Source organism: Pseudomonas sp. CG7 (assembly GCF_023701885.1).
GTDB classification, from domain to species: Bacteria; Pseudomonadota; Gammaproteobacteria; order Pseudomonadales; family Pseudomonadaceae; genus Aquipseudomonas; species Aquipseudomonas zanjanensis.
The window spans coordinates 1-15,383 of record NZ_JABAEE010000112.1 but is presented as its reverse complement, the minus strand read 5'-3'; the positions used below and the strand labels follow the sequence as shown (position 1 = coordinate 15,383).

General features: G+C 60.7%; 13 protein-coding genes. 9 read left to right on the top strand and 4 right to left on the bottom strand.

The annotated features are described in order from the left end of the window. Positions 1-201: 201 nt before the first annotated feature. Positions 202-762, bottom strand: a complete 561-nt coding sequence (locus HGO40_RS28145; protein ID WP_250965704.1) for an antibiotic biosynthesis monooxygenase — start codon at positions 760-762, stop codon at positions 202-204. 219 nt (positions 763-981) lie between these two features. Between HGO40_RS28145 and HGO40_RS28140 the strand changes: the two genes are divergently transcribed. Further along, the gene (locus HGO40_RS28140) at positions 982-1,941 is read left to right on the top strand and encodes a MerR family transcriptional regulator (RefSeq protein WP_250965705.1); all 960 of its coding nucleotides are present in this window, start codon (positions 982-984) and stop codon (positions 1,939-1,941) included. Positions 1,942-1,960: 19 nt separating this feature from the next. On the opposite strand, the gene HGO40_RS28135 is transcribed toward HGO40_RS28140, so the two are convergent. Beyond that, positions 1,961-2,566, bottom strand: a complete 606-nt coding sequence (locus HGO40_RS28135; RefSeq protein ID WP_250965703.1) for a hypothetical protein — start codon at positions 2,564-2,566, stop codon at positions 1,961-1,963. Between the two features lie 54 nt (positions 2,567-2,620). Continuing rightward, positions 2,621-3,094, bottom strand: a complete 474-nt coding sequence (locus tag HGO40_RS28130) for a PAS domain-containing protein (protein ID WP_250965702.1) — start codon at positions 3,092-3,094, stop codon at positions 2,621-2,623. A 152-nt stretch (positions 3,095-3,246) separates the two neighbouring features. On the opposite strand from HGO40_RS28130, the gene HGO40_RS28125 reads away from it, so the two are divergent. The 8 genes from HGO40_RS28125 (at position 3,247) to HGO40_RS28090 (ending at position 14,433) form a co-directional block, all read left to right on the top strand. Next, the gene (locus tag HGO40_RS28125; RefSeq protein ID WP_250965701.1) at positions 3,247-3,702 is read left to right on the top strand and encodes a flavodoxin; all 456 of its coding nucleotides are present in this window, start codon (positions 3,247-3,249) and stop codon (positions 3,700-3,702) included. Positions 3,703-3,842: 140 nt separating this feature from the next. Then, the gene (locus tag HGO40_RS28120) at positions 3,843-4,625 is read left to right on the top strand and encodes a class II aldolase/adducin family protein (RefSeq protein ID WP_186705055.1); all 783 of its coding nucleotides are present in this window, start codon (positions 3,843-3,845) and stop codon (positions 4,623-4,625) included. After that, a complete protein-coding gene (locus HGO40_RS28115; RefSeq protein WP_250965700.1) occupies positions 4,625-5,527 on the top strand; it encodes an alpha/beta fold hydrolase in 903 nt (300 codons plus the stop codon). Before HGO40_RS28120 ends, HGO40_RS28115 begins: the two co-directional genes overlap by 1 nt. Positions 5,528-5,901: 374 nt before the next feature. Further along, entirely contained in the window at positions 5,902-6,813 is a 912-nt protein-coding gene (locus tag HGO40_RS28110) for an SDR family oxidoreductase (protein WP_250965699.1), read from the top strand. A gap of 673 nt (positions 6,814-7,486) precedes the next feature. Further along, positions 7,487-9,280, top strand: a complete 1,794-nt coding sequence (locus HGO40_RS28105) for a DUF1302 domain-containing protein (protein WP_250965698.1) — start codon at positions 7,487-7,489, stop codon at positions 9,278-9,280. Positions 9,281-9,302: 22 nt separating this feature from the next. Continuing rightward, a complete protein-coding gene (locus HGO40_RS28100; protein WP_250965697.1) occupies positions 9,303-10,670 on the top strand; it encodes a DUF1329 domain-containing protein in 1,368 nt (455 codons plus the stop codon). Positions 10,671-10,976: 306 nt separating this feature from the next. Continuing rightward, a complete protein-coding gene (locus tag HGO40_RS28095) occupies positions 10,977-13,526 on the top strand; it encodes a helix-turn-helix transcriptional regulator (RefSeq protein WP_250965696.1) in 2,550 nt (849 codons plus the stop codon). A gap of 205 nt (positions 13,527-13,731) precedes the next feature. Beyond that, on the top strand, positions 13,732-14,433 hold the full coding sequence (locus tag HGO40_RS28090) for a hypothetical protein (protein WP_250965695.1): 702 nt from the start codon (positions 13,732-13,734) through the stop codon (positions 14,431-14,433). On the opposite strand, the gene HGO40_RS28085 is transcribed toward HGO40_RS28090, so the two are convergent. Then, positions 14,398-15,219, bottom strand: coding sequence for an IclR family transcriptional regulator (locus HGO40_RS28085; RefSeq protein ID WP_250965694.1), 822 nt, complete (start codon positions 15,217-15,219; stop codon positions 14,398-14,400). The genes HGO40_RS28090 and HGO40_RS28085 overlap by 36 nt on opposite strands. Positions 15,220-15,383: the final 164 nt, after the last annotated feature.

Here is a 15,383-nt window from a genome sequence, read left to right as displayed (position 1 = left end):
ACGGTCTGTACTGCGCGAACAGTCAGAATCGAGCCTTGTCCCTCCTCCTCCCTTCAAGTCCTACCATACAAGCGAGCTTGCTCGCGATAGCGGTGCGACAGTCAATGACGAGTTTGACGGACAGGCCGCCATCGCGAGCAAGCTCGCTCCCACAGGTCCTTTGTTGCCTATGAGTCAGGGTAACTGTTGAGGCGGGTGGCATCACTGATTCTGCGTAGCCGGCAATGCCCGCTGCGGCGGGCCGTTGAGCCAGTTCGCCAGCAAATGGGTCGACATCGGGATAAACAGGTAGACCATCAGCGGTGTCAGGATGAGTGTGCTGATCAGCACGCGGTTCAACAGGCCCAGTTCGCCCAGCAGCGGCCCCAACAGGAAGTTGAACAACAGCGATACGGGAAAGAACGCGAGCCAGATGGCCACGGCCTGTTTCCAGCGAGGCGGACGCTGGCCGACCGCGCCGAACCAGCCATCGATGCCACGCACCCGATGTTCGGAGGGATGGGCAAACAGATCGCTGCCCCGTCCCAGCCAGGCCGTGCGTGAAGCGGAGTGTTCCCAGGCGTGCAGGGTCTGCTCGTCGGCAAACCGGAAGATGATCTGGAATTCATCGTCCTGGGGCGGTGGCGCGAGCACGCCGGAACCCAGGTAGCCGGGAAAATCGGTGGCCAGTTGTTCGCCTTCACGCAACCAGGCAATCAGATCTTCATAGCGCCCGTTGGCGACACGGCGGGCCACCATCAGGGTGACGGGTGAGGTAGACATTATGTATCTCCGTAAGACAGGCGCAATACTCCGGGTAGGAGATTCGCGGGGAGACGCCCCGGGGTGGTGGTAGCGTCTGGTCGCCAAAAAACACGCAAGGATTATTCCCGATTGTGCGTAAAACAACAAAAACGCACCTTTAACACGTTTGTTCTTGTCATGGCGTGTGTTCAAGGGGTTAAACTGGGATCCAATTTCCCTGTCGGAATTGTCTGTCAAATGAGCGTAGTCACAGAGGAAAGCCTGGTTTTCCAGGCAGCAGGTGCCTTGAAGCAGGAAGACCTGTTCCCCATTCGCGAAGTTGCGCGCATGACCGGCGTGAATCCCGTGACCCTACGCGCATGGGAGCGGCGCTACGGTTTAATCCAACCCACTCGCACCGAAAGTGGGCACCGCCTGTACTCTTTGAGTGATATCGAAAAGGTGCGCAGTATCCTGGCGTGGATAGACCGGGGAGTAGCCGTAAGCAAAGTGGGAAAGATCTTGGCGAAGACCGAGTCGGTGCAACCGGTCTCCACGCTTATTTCATCGGATCTGGTCAGGGAGGATTACGCCGGGTGGCAGCAACAGGTGGCGGCCGCAATCGCCAACTTTGACGATGTGGAACTCGATCACGTCTATGGGCAGATCTTCTCCACCTACACCGTGCCGGTCGTGTTCCAGGACATCCTGATGCCGCTTTGGCGACAAATGCTGTATCGCCAGCCAGAGTTCGGGCAAATCAGCGAATGGGTATTTTTCGACGGCTTCCTGCGTTCACGCATCATCCAGCGGCTTTTGCTCAAGCGCGAAGTTCATGTGCCTCGCATCGTGGTCTGTGCCATTGAGGGCCAATGCCGTGAACTGGAGTTGCTGATTGCAGCGCTGTTCCTGTCCAAGGCGGACGTGGGAGTCAAAGTGCTGTCGATCGGCCTGCCGTTCGACGAACTGTCCCTGGTGTGCCAAAAGGTCCAGCCGCTGGCCTTGGTGCTGGTTTCCGACCACGCGCCGGCCCCGGATTTGCCCAAGCGCCTGGGCAAATTGGCGATGAGCCTGGATTGTCCGTTGATGCTGGCGGGTGAGGCATCCGACCTCGCGCAGGAAAGCCTCGCTGGCTCGTCAATCGGTTGCCTGGGTAATGAAGGAACAGTGATGCGTCAGCGCCTGCGCCAGTTTCTAGCAGGCAATCTCGACACTTGAATGTCCTGCGTACAGGGCACTAGAGATGCATGGTTGGATGGGTCAGGCGATGTTGCTGCAGGATGTACTGGCGCAGGCGCTCGGTCTCGTCCTGGTCATTCTGGTTCAGGTGATAGGCCAACAAGCCTCGATCGGTTCCCCGTTCGAAGGAACCACGTAATGAAATCCTCTCGTAGCCTGACGGGCTGAACCACAAGGCAAATTGCTTTGGTGGCTTGGTGCGGCTGCGGTTTTCCAGCAATACACCCTTGCAGGACACTTCATGGACCCAGAGCGGTCCCGGCTGGCCGTTGATATTCTCCAGCGCCACCGGCTCGTCGAGCACCAGGCGCCACGGGCGGATCTTCGGTCCGTCCTCGTAGATGCTTGGCACACCCAGGCGCAGATGCATCGCATGGAATTCGTCTTCCACCAGATGCAGAGGAAAAGTCATTTGCTGGTTTTCGAAATTGGCTTGCAACGTGACCTGCTCATTCGCTGCCAGGCGCGTCAGCAAGTCACGGATCTGCGACCCACCGTTGACCAGCAAGCTCGACGTGACATCCCGCTCGTTCAGCTGCGGGTTGTGTTGCATGGTCCGGATGAAATCCAGTTCATCCTGCGTCAGGAGGGCATCGCGCTGCATGGTCGGCTCGAAATGATAATTTACATATTCACTGGTGATTGTAGTGACTGACCATTAATTCGGGGTTTTGTTTGCACCGTTCGTCGCTTCGAGCCGTGCAATCGTTTCCCGGGCTTCGGCCAGCTCCTTTTCCAGCTGGATGACGCGTTGTTGAGCCTTGACTTGAGTCGTGACGTTTTTTTGCACACCGATGAAATAGGTGTGCCCGTCAGCCGAATTTTTCACCGTGGACAGTGACAATTCGTTCCAGAACGGCGTGCCGTCCTTGCGGTAGTTGCGCAACACCTCGCGACAGGTACCTCCCTCCCTCAAGGCCTTGCGAATGGGCTCCAGGGCAGGTTGGTCCCGATCACCCGATTGCAGGAAGCGGCAATCCTGATAGAGGATTTCGTCGCGGTGATAGCCGGTCAATCGTTCGAAGGCTGGGTTCACGTAGATCAGGATGTTGTCTTCGCCTTCTTTTTCAGCGATGACAATCCCGTCGTTCGAAGCATCGATGACCAGTTGCATCAGTTGAGCGTTGATCATTGGAAAGCGCCCTTTGAACATTCTTTGATGCAACATCTTAAAAGAAATCGACGGGCTGTCCACTGGCCATCACTGCCGTTGAGAGCCATTCGCAGCCCGGCAGGTGCAGCTGTTACTATCCCGGCTCTTTTTTCAGGTTCAGGATCAGATCGATGAAAGTCGCCATTCTTTCCGGCTCAGTGTATGGCACCGCCGAAGAAGTCGCCCGGCACGCCGCCAAACTGCTTCGCGACGCGGGCTTCGACGCCTGGCACGACCCTCGCGCGATGTTGGCGGATGTGCAGGCGTTCGCGCCAGAGGCCTTGCTGGCGGTGACGTCCACGACCGGCATGGGCGAGTTGCCAGACAATTTGATGCCGTTGTATTCGATCATCCGCGACCAATTGCCAGGGTTCTTTCGCGGCTTGCCTGGCGCGGTGATCGGCCTGGGTGACGCCAGCTATGGGGATACCTTCTGCGCCGGCGGCGAGCAGATGCGCGAGTTGTTCGCCGAACTGGGCGTGAGCGAGGTGCTGCCGATGTTGCGCCTGGATGCCAGCGAAAGCGTCACCCCGGAAACCGATGCCGAGCCGTGGCTGGCTGAATTGATCGACGCGTTGCGTGCTTGAAGCGAATGCGGTGACTCGTTTGGCCAGTAAGCTGGCTGCCAATGCAACTACCGCCTCTGAAAGACCTGACTAGACTGATTTTCTTGCGTAAGACGTTTTGATGACGAGACGCCTATAACTGGAAACCAGAGGTCAGAGCCGTGAGCGTAGCGCCCGTCCAAACGACACTCAGTATCAAGGAACAGGTCAGTGCCGCCGAATGGCAGACCCGGGTGGACCTTGCCGCCTGTTATCGGCTTGTCGCGCTGCATGGCTGGGATGACCTGATCTTCACCCATATCTCCGCGAAGGTCCCCGGCACCGAGGATTTCCTGATCAACCCCTTCGGGTTGATGTTCCATGAAGTCACCGCCTCGAGCCTGGTCAAGGTCGACCAGGCTGGCAACAAGTTGATGGACAGCCCCTACGACATCAACCCGGCCGGCTACACCATCCACAGCGCGGTGCATGAGGTGCGCCATGATGTCGCCTGTGTGTTGCACACCCACACCGCCGCCGGCGTTGCGGTATCGGCACAGAAGCAAGGTGTGTTGCCGATCAGCCAGCAGGCGCTGTTCGTGCTGTCGAGCCTGGCCTATCACGCCTACGAAGGGGTGGCCTTGAATCACGAAGAAAAGGCGCGCCTGCAGGCCGACCTGGGCGAAAGCAATTTCCTGATGCTGCACAACCATGGCTTGCTGACATGCGGCGGCACCATCGCCGATACCTTCCTGATGATGTTCACCTTTCAACGGGCCTGTGACATCCAGGTCCTGGCCCAGAACGGCGGGGCCGAATTGATCGCCATCGAGCCGCAGATTCTGGCCGGAGCCCGAGCGATGATCGCCGGCGTGACCAAAAGCGCCCAGGGCATGGGCGGTGCGTTGGCCTGGCCGGCGTTGCTGCGCAAGCTCGATCAACACGATACCGGGTATAGAAGCTGATGCCCCTGGCCCAGATCCCCCTGCGTATCTGGCGCCAGCGCAGCCAGATCTTCATGTTCCGTGGCCATGCCATCCGTTATTGGGTGGCGGGGCAGGGCGAGCCGCTGCTGTTGCTCCACGGTTTCCCCACCGCCAGTTGGGATTGGCATTACCTGTGGCAACCCTTGGCGCAACGCTACCGGGTGATCGCATGTGACATGCTCGGTTTCGGCGACTCGGCCAAGCCGACGGATCACGTCTATAGCCTGCTGGAGCAGGCCGATCTGCAACAGGCCTTGCTGGCGCACCTGAGTGTGAAGGGCGCCGTGCATCTGCTGGCCCACGATTACGGCGACAGCGTGGCCCAGGAGCTGCTCGCGCGGCACTACGACGCGCGCATCCACCTTGCCAGTTGTGTCTTTCTCAATGGCGGTCTGTTCCCTGAAACCCACCGTCCGGTATGGGCCCAGAAAGTTCTGCTAAGTCCGCTGGGCTGGCTCTTGGGGCGAATGTTCTGCCGGGAAAGCCTGGCCAGCAGCTTTCGGCAGATTTTCGGGCCCTCGACCGGCCCCACCGAAAGCGAACTGGATGACTTCTGGAGCCTGGTGGAGGCCCATTGCGGTCCGCGGATCATGCACAAACTCATCGCCTATATTCCCGAACGCCGTGTGCAGCGGGATCGCTGGGTGCAGGCGATGCACCGCGGCGAAGTGCCGTTGCGGGTGATCGATGGCGCGGTCGATCCGATTTCCGGTGAACACATGGTGGCGCGCTACGAGGCCCTGATCCCCAACCCGGACACGGTTTTGCTGCCCGACATCGGCCACTATCCGCACACCGAGGCACCGGTGCAGGTGCTCAAGCATTACCTGGCGTTTCGCGAAGCCATCGCCGTGCCGCACAGGCAAATGGCCTGTTCCTGAGGGCGCGGGAGGGAGTGAGCTTATGTGGGAGCGAGCCTGCTCGCGAAGGCGTCAGCACATCCAACATATTCCCGACTGAAAGACCGCTATCGCGAGCAAGCTCGCTCCCACAATAAATCGATTGTGAATGCAGAAATTGTGGACACTAAAAATCCCCTGTGGGAGCGAGCTTGCTCGCGATGGCGTCAGCACAGCCAACATCTGTCCTGACTGAAACACCGCTTTCGCGAGCAGGCTCGCTCCCACAGGGCTTGGGCCCGCATCATCCCCCCGCCTTATCGGCCACCATTCACTGGCAGCCGTGTTGATTGTGACCGGCCGACAGGTGCCCGACACTCGTGCCCATTGTCCTATTCGCCTGCTGGAGTTCTGCCATGAGTGAGTCTGTGCGCTTCGAAGATAAAGTCGTGATCGTCACGGGAGCCGGCGGTGGCCTGGGACGCGCCCACGCGCTGCTATTCGCCAGACAAGGCGCGAAAGTGCTGGTCAACGACCTGGGCGGCTCGGCTCAAGGGGAAGGGGCCAATGCCTCGGCAGCGGACCGGGTGGTCGCCGAAATCCGCGAAGCGGGCGGTATCGCCGAGGCCAACCTTGACTCGGTGACCGACGGCGACAAGCTGGTCCAAAATGCGCTCGACGCGTTCGGTCGTGTCGATGTGGTGGTCAACAATGCCGGGATCCTGCGGGACAAGACGTTTCACAAAATGGACGACGCCGAATGGGACCTGGTCTACCGCGTCCACGTCGAGGGCGCCTACAAGGTGACCCGGGCCGCTTGGCCGCACCTGCGTGAGCAAAACTACGGGCGGGTGATCTTCACCGCATCCACCTCCGGCATCTACGGCAACTTCGGCCAATCCAACTACGGCATGGCCAAGCTTGGCCTCTATGGCTTGACTCGAACCCTGGCCATCGAAGGCCGCAAGAACAACATCCTGGTCAATGCCATCGCCCCCACCGGCGGCACCCGCATGACCGAAGGCCTGATCCCGCCGCAGGTGTTCGAGCAACTCAAGCCCGAACTCGTCAGCCCGCTGGTGGTGTACCTGGCCAGCGAGACCTGCCAGGAAACCTCCGGCCTGTTCGAAGTGGGCGGCGGCTGGATGGGCAAGGTGCGCTGGGAGCGCAGCCTGGGCGCTGGCTTCGATCCACGCAAAGGCTTTTCCCCCGAAGACGTCGCCGCCCATTGGCAGCAGATATGCGACTTCGAAAATGCCGTACACCCGAACGACAACCTGGAAGCCTTGAAGGAAATGATGGCGAATCTGCAACGGCACGCCATTTAGGCCCTTATTGCCCGGGCCGGTTGCCGCTCGCTGCGGTAACTGTGCTCACGGGGACGTGTACCTAAAAGCCGCCAGGTTCGCGGCGGTTTCTCTATCCATCATACCCTTGATATCTCGCCGGACGGCGTGCATCTATAAAGCGCGTGGCAGCCGCTAGAAGCCTGCATTCATCGTAGTGGCTCCTGTGTCATAGCCATGCGCATTCTGCTGTCATTCCAAGCAAACAACCGCACATAAAAAAGGCCGCTGCAAAAAGCAGCGGCCTAAGCGTGACGTTGCAAAGGAGCTACAAACCAACGTCGATAAGCACGGGATGATGGACCGATGCGCCAATCCATCCGAATGACGGTGCGCCAGGCGTGAGGGATGCCGTGGCGACTTGCGTTTGCAGGCCCGTTGCCCTGCAAGCCCGGCCAGCATAGGGACCGAGCCCGGTGGGAAACAGCCCGAATCCGGACATGCACCGTTGCAGGGCGCGTAACAGTCGTCGGCGAGGCAGGGGTATGCGCGGCGCTGATAACCCATCATCCAATCCATCCATGCACGCCTCAAAGGTCCGCTGGGCAGGGGCTGTCATCCTTTTGAGGTACAGCGTGAATACCTCCTTGGTGCGCTTATCGCCCAAGGCATCCGGCAGTAGGGTGAAGACTCTGTCACTCACCGGGGAAGCCGCATGACAACAATAACAATGCGCGCCATCTTCAAGCCGCAGGCGCTGGCCGTCGCGGTGGCCTTGGGTTGCTGTGCCCAGGCGCAGGCCGTTTCATTCAACATTGGCGAGATCGAGGGGCAGTTCGATTCGTCGCTGTCCGTGGGCGCGAGCTGGGGCATGCGCGATGCCGACAAGGACCTGGGCGGTACGGTCAATGGTGGTACGGGCCAATCCTCCACCGGTGATGATGGGCGGCTGAATTTCAAGAAAGGCGAGACCTTTTCCAAAATCTTCAAGGGCCTGCACGACCTCGAGCTCAAGTACGGCGATACCGGTGTGTTCGTGCGCGGCAAGTACTGGTACGACTTCGAACTCAAGGATGAAGGCCGCGAGTTCAAGGACATCAGCGACAGCAATCGCAAGGAGGGCGCCAAGTCATCGGGGGCGCAGATTCTTGATGCCTTCGTCTACCACAATTATTCCATCGCCGATTTGCCAGGCACCGTTCGCGCCGGCAAGCAGGTGGTCAGTTGGGGGGAAAGTACTTTCATCGGCAACTCCATCAACAGCATCAACCCGGTGGACGTGTCCGCGTTCCGTCGCCCCGGTGCGGAGATCAAGGAAGGCCTGATTCCGGTGAACATGCTGTTCGCCTCCCAGGGGCTGACCGACAAACTCACCATCGAAGGGTTCTACCAGTTGGAGTGGGACCAGACCGTGGTGGATAACTGCGGTACGTTCTTCGGCAACGACGTGGTGGCTGACGGTTGCACCAGTGGCTACACCGTAGGCAGCCCGGCGATTGCGCCGTTCGTCCCCTTGACCCAGGCATTCGGCGAGGAGATCCAGGTGTCCAGCGAAGGGGTGATCATTCCCCGTGGTGGCGATCGTGACGCCCGCGACTCCGGCCAGTGGGGCACGGCGTTGCGCTGGCTTGGCGATGACACCGAGTACGGCCTGTACTTCATGAATTACCACAGCCGTACGCCTACTGTCGGCACCACCACGGCGGGGCTCTCGACACTGGCGGCATTGCCGGGCATGGTCGCGATTGCCAACGGGCTGGCCCCCGGCAGCGGCGCGGGCCTGGCGCAGAGCGTGATGCTGGGCCGCGGGGGGTACTACCTTGAATACCCGGAAGACATCCGCCTCTACGGCGCCAGTTTCTCCACGACGCTGCCCACCGGCACCGCCTGGACCGGGGAAGTCAGCTACCGTCCCAACGCGCCGGTGCAGGTCAATACCAACGACCTGACCCTGGCCCTGGTCAACCCGATTGCCGGTGGCGCCGCAGCGCCCATCGCCACCTCGCCTGGCGCCGACAACACCGGTTACCGCCGCAAGGAAATCACCCAGGTCCAGAGCCCCCTGACGCATTTCTTCGAACAGGTATTGGGCGCTGATCGCCTGACCTTGGTCGGCGAAGCGGCGGTGGTGCATGTCGGTGGCCTGGAGTCCAAGGACACGCTGCGTTATGGCCGGGATTCGGTCTATGGCCAATACGGCTTCCAGGGCGACACCGACGGTTTCGTCACTTCGACGTCCTGGGGTTATCGCGCCCGGGCGATTCTCGATTACTCCAATGTAATCGGTGGCGTGAACTTCAAGCCCAACCTGTCCTGGTCCCACGCCGTGGCGGGCTATGGCACCAATGGTTTGTTCAACGAAGGCGCCAAGGCCGTCAGTGTTGGTGTCGATGCCGATTACCGCAACACCTACACCGCCAGCTTGAGCTACACCGACTTTTTTGGCGGCGATTACAACGTTCTCGAAGACCGCGATTTCCTCGCGCTGAGCTTCGGCGTGAACTTCTGATTTGGCTGACAAGGAAAACCCAATGCGCAAGATGATCCTGCAATGCGGTGCCCTGGCCTTGAGCCTGCTGGCCGTGAACGTGATGGCGGCGGTGTCGCCGGAGGAAGCGAACAAACTGGGCACCAGCCTTACGCCGTTGGGCGCGGAAAAAGCCGGCAATGCCGCTGGCTCGATCCCGGCCTGGACTGGCGGCATCCCGAAAAACGCCGGGGCGGTGGACAGCAAGGGTTTTCTGGCCGACCCGTTCGCCAATGAAAAACCACTGTTCACCATCACCGCCGCGACTGTGGACAAGTACAAGGACAAACTCTCCGAAGGGCAGGTCGCGATGTTCAAGCGCTATCCGGAGACTTACAAGATCCCGGTCTACCCGACCCATCGCAGCGTCGGCCTGCCGCCGGAAATCTACGAGTCAGCCAAGCGCAGCGCCCTCAATGTAACGTCCATCAACGACGGTAACGGCTTGTCGAATTTTACCGGCAACCGCTACTACGCCTTCCCGATTCCCAAGAACGGCGTGGAAGTGCTGTGGAACCACGTTACCCGTTATCACGGTGGCAACCTGCGCCGGGTCATCACCCAGGTCACGCCGCAGACCAATGGCAGCTTCACGCCGATCCGCTTCGAAGAAGAAATCGCCGTGCCGTTCCTGATCAAGGACGCCGACCCGGAAAAGGCCAGCAACGTGCTGACCTATTTCAAGCAATCGGTCACCGCCCCGGCGCGCCTGGCCGGTAACGTGTTGCTGGTGCATGAGACCCTCGACCAAGTGAAGGAGCCGCGCCTGGCGTGGATCTACAACGCCGGCCAGCGCCGTGTGCGTCGCGCCCCGCAAGTGGCCTACGACGGCCCGGGTACCGCCGCCGACGGGTTGCGTACCTCCGACAACTTCGACCTGTTTTCCGGGGCGCCGGACCGCTACGACTGGAAGCTGATCGGCAAGAAGGAAATGTACATTCCGTACAACAGCTACAAGCTCGATTCGCCAAGCCTCAAGTACGACGATGTGGTCAAGGCCGGCCACATCAACCAGGACCTGACCCGCTACGAGCTGCACCGGGTCTGGGAAGTGGTGGGGACGGTCAAGCCCAGCGAGCGGCACATTTATGCCAAGCGCCACATGTACATCGACGAGGACAGCTGGCAGGCGGCGCTGGTGGATCACTATGACGGTCGCGGCCAACTGTGGCGGGTGGCCGAAGGTCATGCCCAGTTCTATTACGACCATCAGAACCCGGGCTACACCCTTGAAGCGCTCTACGACATCATCGCCGGCCGCTACATCGCGCTGGGGATGAAGAACGAAGAAAAGCACAGTTACGAGTACGGCTTCGAAGCCAGGGCGGCCGACTACACGCCGGCGGCGTTGCGTTCGACCGGGGTTCGGTAAGTCTTTTCTTGAGTGATGAGGGCTCGTGGCGAGGGAGCTTGCACCCGCTGGGCCGCGCAGCGGCCCTGAAACCAGGCGGCTCGATGTATCAGGTGCATCGAGTGGTCCTTTTTGGGGCTGCTGCGCCGCCCAGCGGGAGCAAGCTCCCTCGCCACGGGACCGAGTCTGATTTGAACCAGGCATGACGACCGGCAGCGACCCTGCCGGTCGTTTTTTTATGGGCACCAATCAGCGCGCTGAATACTTCTCCAAAGGTCGGCAACACAGGTCTAGGGTGGTGAGATAACAATAAACAGGATCGCCCACATGACCGCCATGACCCCGTGTCCGGACCGTCCAGGATTGCTGCCTCGCCTGTCCTCGACGCATGTGCCGCGGCGGTCCCTGAGCGAGCCGCTGCTGACTTCCGAAGCACGGGTAAAACTGCTCTGCGCGCCGGCGGGCAGTGGCAAGAGTGCGTTGTTCGCCGAGTGCTTTTTGCAGGCCCCCAGTGACTTCCGGCTGCATTGGCTGCCCCTGGGGGGGGCGGCGTTGAGCACGGTGCAAATGTGCGAGTGCCTGGCACAGACCCTCGGCTTGCCGATGCTGGACGAAGCGGGGCTGTTGGCTCATCTGGCCCGTTTGCAAACGCCCACCTGGTTGTTTCTGGACGACTATTGCCGGGTACCGAATCCCGAACTGGACCAGTTGCTCGACCGTCTGTTGAATACCAGCAGTCCGGCATTGCACCTTTGGCTCAACGGTCGCCGTCGTCCCCACTGCAACTGGCCGCGGCTGTTGCTCGATGACGAGCTGTACGAGTTTGACCCTCAGGCGTTGTTCTTCAGCCCTGACGATGTCCAGCCGCTGCTTCGTCATCTGCCCGGTCCCCAGGCTGCCCGCACGGCCCGGGAGGTGATCCTGCGCAATGGTGGCTGGTGCGCCGGGGTGCGCATCAGCCTGCTAGAGCGCTGTGAATGGGCGCGCAGTCATGCATCGCCAGGGCGGCCGGGGACGTTACTCGATTACCTGGAGTACGAACTGTTCAGCACACTGACCCCGGACCTGGCAGAGGCCTGGCGGGTGCTGGCGCATCTGCCACGCTTCAATGCCCGGCTGTGCGAGCACCTGTTCGGCGACACGGTGGGCGCGCAATGCCTGCCGTTGTTGCTGGAGCGGGGTTGTTTCATCGAGCCGTGGGAGCAGACCTCGGATTGGTTGCAGATCTTCCCGGCCCTGGCCCGGTTGGTGCGTGAAGAGCCCTGGTCCCAGGGCCGCTCCTGGCATCGACGGGCCTGCCAATGGTTTGCGGCCGAGCAGGACTGGCAAATGGCGTTCGAGCAAGCGATGTTGGCCGAGGAGTTCGAGACCGCCGTCAGTTTCTTGCAGCATTTGAGCTTCGAGCACGTCTTGCAGCGCCGCAACGCGGTGCTGTTGCTGAGCTTGCACGATCAACAAGGCGACGCGCTGACCCTCGGGACGCCGCAGTCGGTGGGGCTGGTCACCGCTGCGCTGTTGTTCGCCGGGCGCTTCGACGAGGCGTCGACCTGCATCGAGCAATTGTCCAGGTTCCTGCCGCAGCCTTGGGCCTGTCGACAGCGACAGGTGCTGGCCAGGTGGCAGGTCTTGCAGGGCTGGTTGCTGCACCTTTCTGGCGATGGCGAACCGGCACGCGAGCATTTTCTCCAGGCCCAGGCCAGCCTGGACACGGAGGCCTGGTCCCAACGGGTGTTGTGCCTGGGTGGGCTGACGCAGCAGGCGCTGCTGGCTGGCGATCTGGCCTCGGCGCAATGGATCAACCGCCAGGCGTTGTGCCTGGCGCGTGCACAGGGTTCGCTGGTCTTCGAGGGCTTGCTGGAACTGGATCACGCCCAGGTTCTGGAGCAACGCGGCGCACCGCATCGGGCCGATCATTTGCTGGCCGCCGTCCAGGCGCTGCTGGATAACCCGGGCCAGGACTTTTCCCCGTTGTTGGGGCGTATTGCCTTGCGGCGCGGGCGTCTGGCGCTGCGCATGGGCTTTGAGGAACAGGCCGCCGAGCACTTTCAAACTGGCCTGGAAACGGGCCTGCTCAGCCAGGACAAACAGGTGCTCTATGGCTTTCTTGGCAAGGCCTGCCTGGCGGCCAACCAAGGCGACTATGGCGAGGCCTTCATGCATTTGCGCGATGCCGAGCGGACCATGCAGCAGCGGCACATCCCCGACACCGTTTACCGCGGCGTGTTGTTGCAAACCAGCTGCCAGTTCTGGTTGCAGCAGGGACGGGCGGAACTGGCCCATGAAGCCTTGACCCGTGTCTTGCGGCACTTTCGCGGATCCCAGGCCAAGCACGCGCCTCCCGCGACCCTGGAGTTGATTGCGCGACTTGAATACCTGCTGGTGCTGGCCGAGGTCTACTTGCAGCGGGCGCAGGAACCACAGGCGCGCTTGCAGGCCATGATCGCCCAGGCACAGCGCGGTGAAATGCACAGCCTGGAAACCGAACTGCACCTGGTGCTGACGGAAATCGTCTGGTTGTCCGGCGATCGCGCCCAGGCCCGGGAACGCCTGCAAGAGGGGCTCAAGCGCGTCACCTGCTGGCGGGCCCAGCAAGCGTTGTGCGAGCTGCGCTTGCGCCAGCCCGAGCTGTTGCGCTGGGGTCAATCGGCAGAGCAGGTCGAGTCGCCTGCCACCGTCGAGGACACCTTGCTCAGTCATCGCGAACTGGAAGTCCTGGAGCTGATTGCCCAAGGTCATTCAAACCAACAGATAGCCGAGCAGTTGTTCATTTCGCTGCATACGGTGAAGACCCATGCGCGGCGAATCCACAGCAAGTTGGGCGTGCAACGGCGTACGCAAGCGGTGGCGAAAGCCAAGGTCATGGGGGTGATGGGTTAGGGCTACGAATGATTGAAACTTCACGCACGCTTACACTTGCTTTTTTTACAATCGACGATTGGCCTGTGTATAACGGCGTGACTGAAGTTCAACGATAAGTTGCGACTTCAGTTGAACCGAGAGGCCGTGCTGTTGCATTCAGCTGCACAATCAATAACGCCTCGAACAGGAAGTTCGAGGCCATGACATGACAAGGATGTCTGATATGAATACCCCGCTGTTCTCTTCCCACTCCGAAAGACTGGTCGCGCTGAAGAACACCCGCGTGGATTTTGCCGTGCAGGTGCTGTTGGGTCATTACCTGGAGCCACTGGGCATCAACCCATTCACTGCCTACGTGAATACATTGAAGAACTTTCCAAGTCCTGAAGTGGGAAGCTCTCGAACATTGTTCGAAGAAACCCTGGCCTGCGTTGAAAAGCAACACCTGCCCTCTTATACGCAAGGCGCCAGCAATCTATTCAGCAAACGTTATTCCTTTGCCGCCGAAGATCGGCTCAAGACATTGGACTTGATAGCATTTGAAAAAATCGTCATAGACATTGTTGCAAGTTTGACTCGACAGCCGGCAATCGAGCTGTCCCTGCGTCCCCTCAGGCCCTTGACCGCCGAGGACGTGCATGGAGCATTGAAAGTCCACGCGTCGGGTATCAACGCTGGCGGCGTATACGTGACCAGCTTCATTGAGGATGACCCCGGCCAGCGCCTGGTGTCGTCTTCCGAGGGGTTGGTCGAGTACTTACTGGGCCATTTCCAGAATGATGTGATTCCTTATCACTCGGAGGGCAACCACCAGGGTATCTATACCGTTCGCTTCAGCGGGGAAGACCGTCATGTCCACCCGCAACTGATCACCGCGCATCTCAACGATCTAGTGATCAGGATTGTCCCGGATTTCCTGGACTGATCCTGGGGCCGCCTCATACCCCATCCGCCAACTCACGGCCCGGGTCGCCGCCAACAGCCGTTGCGCCGCCGGGCCGTTTTCGTCGGCGTGGAACAACGAGGTCGGGCCAACAATGGTCATCACCGCCTTCACCTCGCCGACGGCATTGAAGACCGGGGCGGACAAGGCGTCCACGCCCGGCATCAGCAAGCCATGCACATGGTGCAGGCCGCGGCTGCGAATCTGCTCGCAGAGGGTGGCATAGGCGCGTTCGTCGGCCAGGGCGTGGTGCTCGGTGCCTTGCACTTCCTGCTCCCGCAGGCCGATGGTCTCGCGCGCCGGCAAATAAGCACTGAACACCAGCCCGGTGGACGAACTGAGCAACGGCAAGACCGAGCCCAGTTGCGTCACCACGGTCACGGCTCGCACGGCGGGTTCGATGCGCACCACGGTCGCGCCATGGTTGCCCCACACGGCGAGGAAGCAGGTTTCGTTCAAGTCGTCGCGCAACTCGGCCAGGGGCAGGGCGGCCACTTGCAGCACGTCCATGCCATTCAGCGCTGCCAGGCCCACACGCAGGGCTTCACGGCCCAGGCCGTAGTGGTTGGTGGCGGCGTTCTGCTCGGCAAACCCGCTGGCGATCAAGGCCTGCAAGTAGCGATGGACCTTGCTCGCCGGCATTTGCACGTGCTCGGCCAGGCGCGACAGCGACGTGGAGGGGGAGAGTTCGGCCAGGGCCTTGAGAATGTCGGTGCCGACTTCGGCCGAGCGAACTTTCTGTTTACCGTTGCTGAGCGGGTTTTCCATGGAGGCGCAGGTCCAGAGGCGAATGGGCTAATGCTTGTCAGTTAAGTGGATAGCACGGGCAAACACACAAACCGTGGCGAGGGAGCTTGCTCCCGCTGGGGCGCGAAGCGGCCCTGTTTTTGGGGCTGCTACGTAGCCCCTGTGTCTTATCCACATCTGACGCG

Bases quoted from the DNA above. Each gene is read 5' to 3' on its own strand.
- HGO40_RS28100 (WP_250965697.1), top strand. From the start codon at position 9,303: ATGCGCAAGATGATCCTGCAATGCGGTGCCCTGGCCTTGAGCCTGCTG.
- HGO40_RS28115 (WP_250965700.1), top strand. From the start codon at position 4,625: ATGCCCCTGGCCCAGATCCCCCTGCGTATCTGGCGCCAGCGCAGCCAG.
- HGO40_RS28110 (WP_250965699.1), top strand. From the start codon at position 5,902: ATGAGTGAGTCTGTGCGCTTCGAAGATAAAGTCGTGATCGTCACGGGA.
- HGO40_RS28095 (WP_250965696.1), top strand. From the start codon at position 10,977: ATGACCGCCATGACCCCGTGTCCGGACCGTCCAGGATTGCTGCCTCGC.
- HGO40_RS28140 (WP_250965705.1), top strand. From the start codon at position 982: ATGAGCGTAGTCACAGAGGAAAGCCTGGTTTTCCAGGCAGCAGGTGCC.
- HGO40_RS28090 (WP_250965695.1), top strand. From the start codon at position 13,732: ATGAATACCCCGCTGTTCTCTTCCCACTCCGAAAGACTGGTCGCGCTG.
- HGO40_RS28145 (WP_250965704.1), bottom strand. From the start codon at position 762: ATGTCTACCTCACCCGTCACCCTGATGGTGGCCCGCCGTGTCGCCAAC.
- HGO40_RS28125 (WP_250965701.1), top strand. From the start codon at position 3,247: ATGAAAGTCGCCATTCTTTCCGGCTCAGTGTATGGCACCGCCGAAGAA.
- HGO40_RS28135 (WP_250965703.1), bottom strand. From the start codon at position 2,566: ATGCAGCGCGATGCCCTCCTGACGCAGGATGAACTGGATTTCATCCGG.
- HGO40_RS28105 (WP_250965698.1), top strand. From the start codon at position 7,487: ATGACAACAATAACAATGCGCGCCATCTTCAAGCCGCAGGCGCTGGCC.
- HGO40_RS28085 (WP_250965694.1), bottom strand. From the start codon at position 15,219: ATGGAAAACCCGCTCAGCAACGGTAAACAGAAAGTTCGCTCGGCCGAA.
- HGO40_RS28130 (WP_250965702.1), bottom strand. From the start codon at position 3,094: ATGATCAACGCTCAACTGATGCAACTGGTCATCGATGCTTCGAACGAC.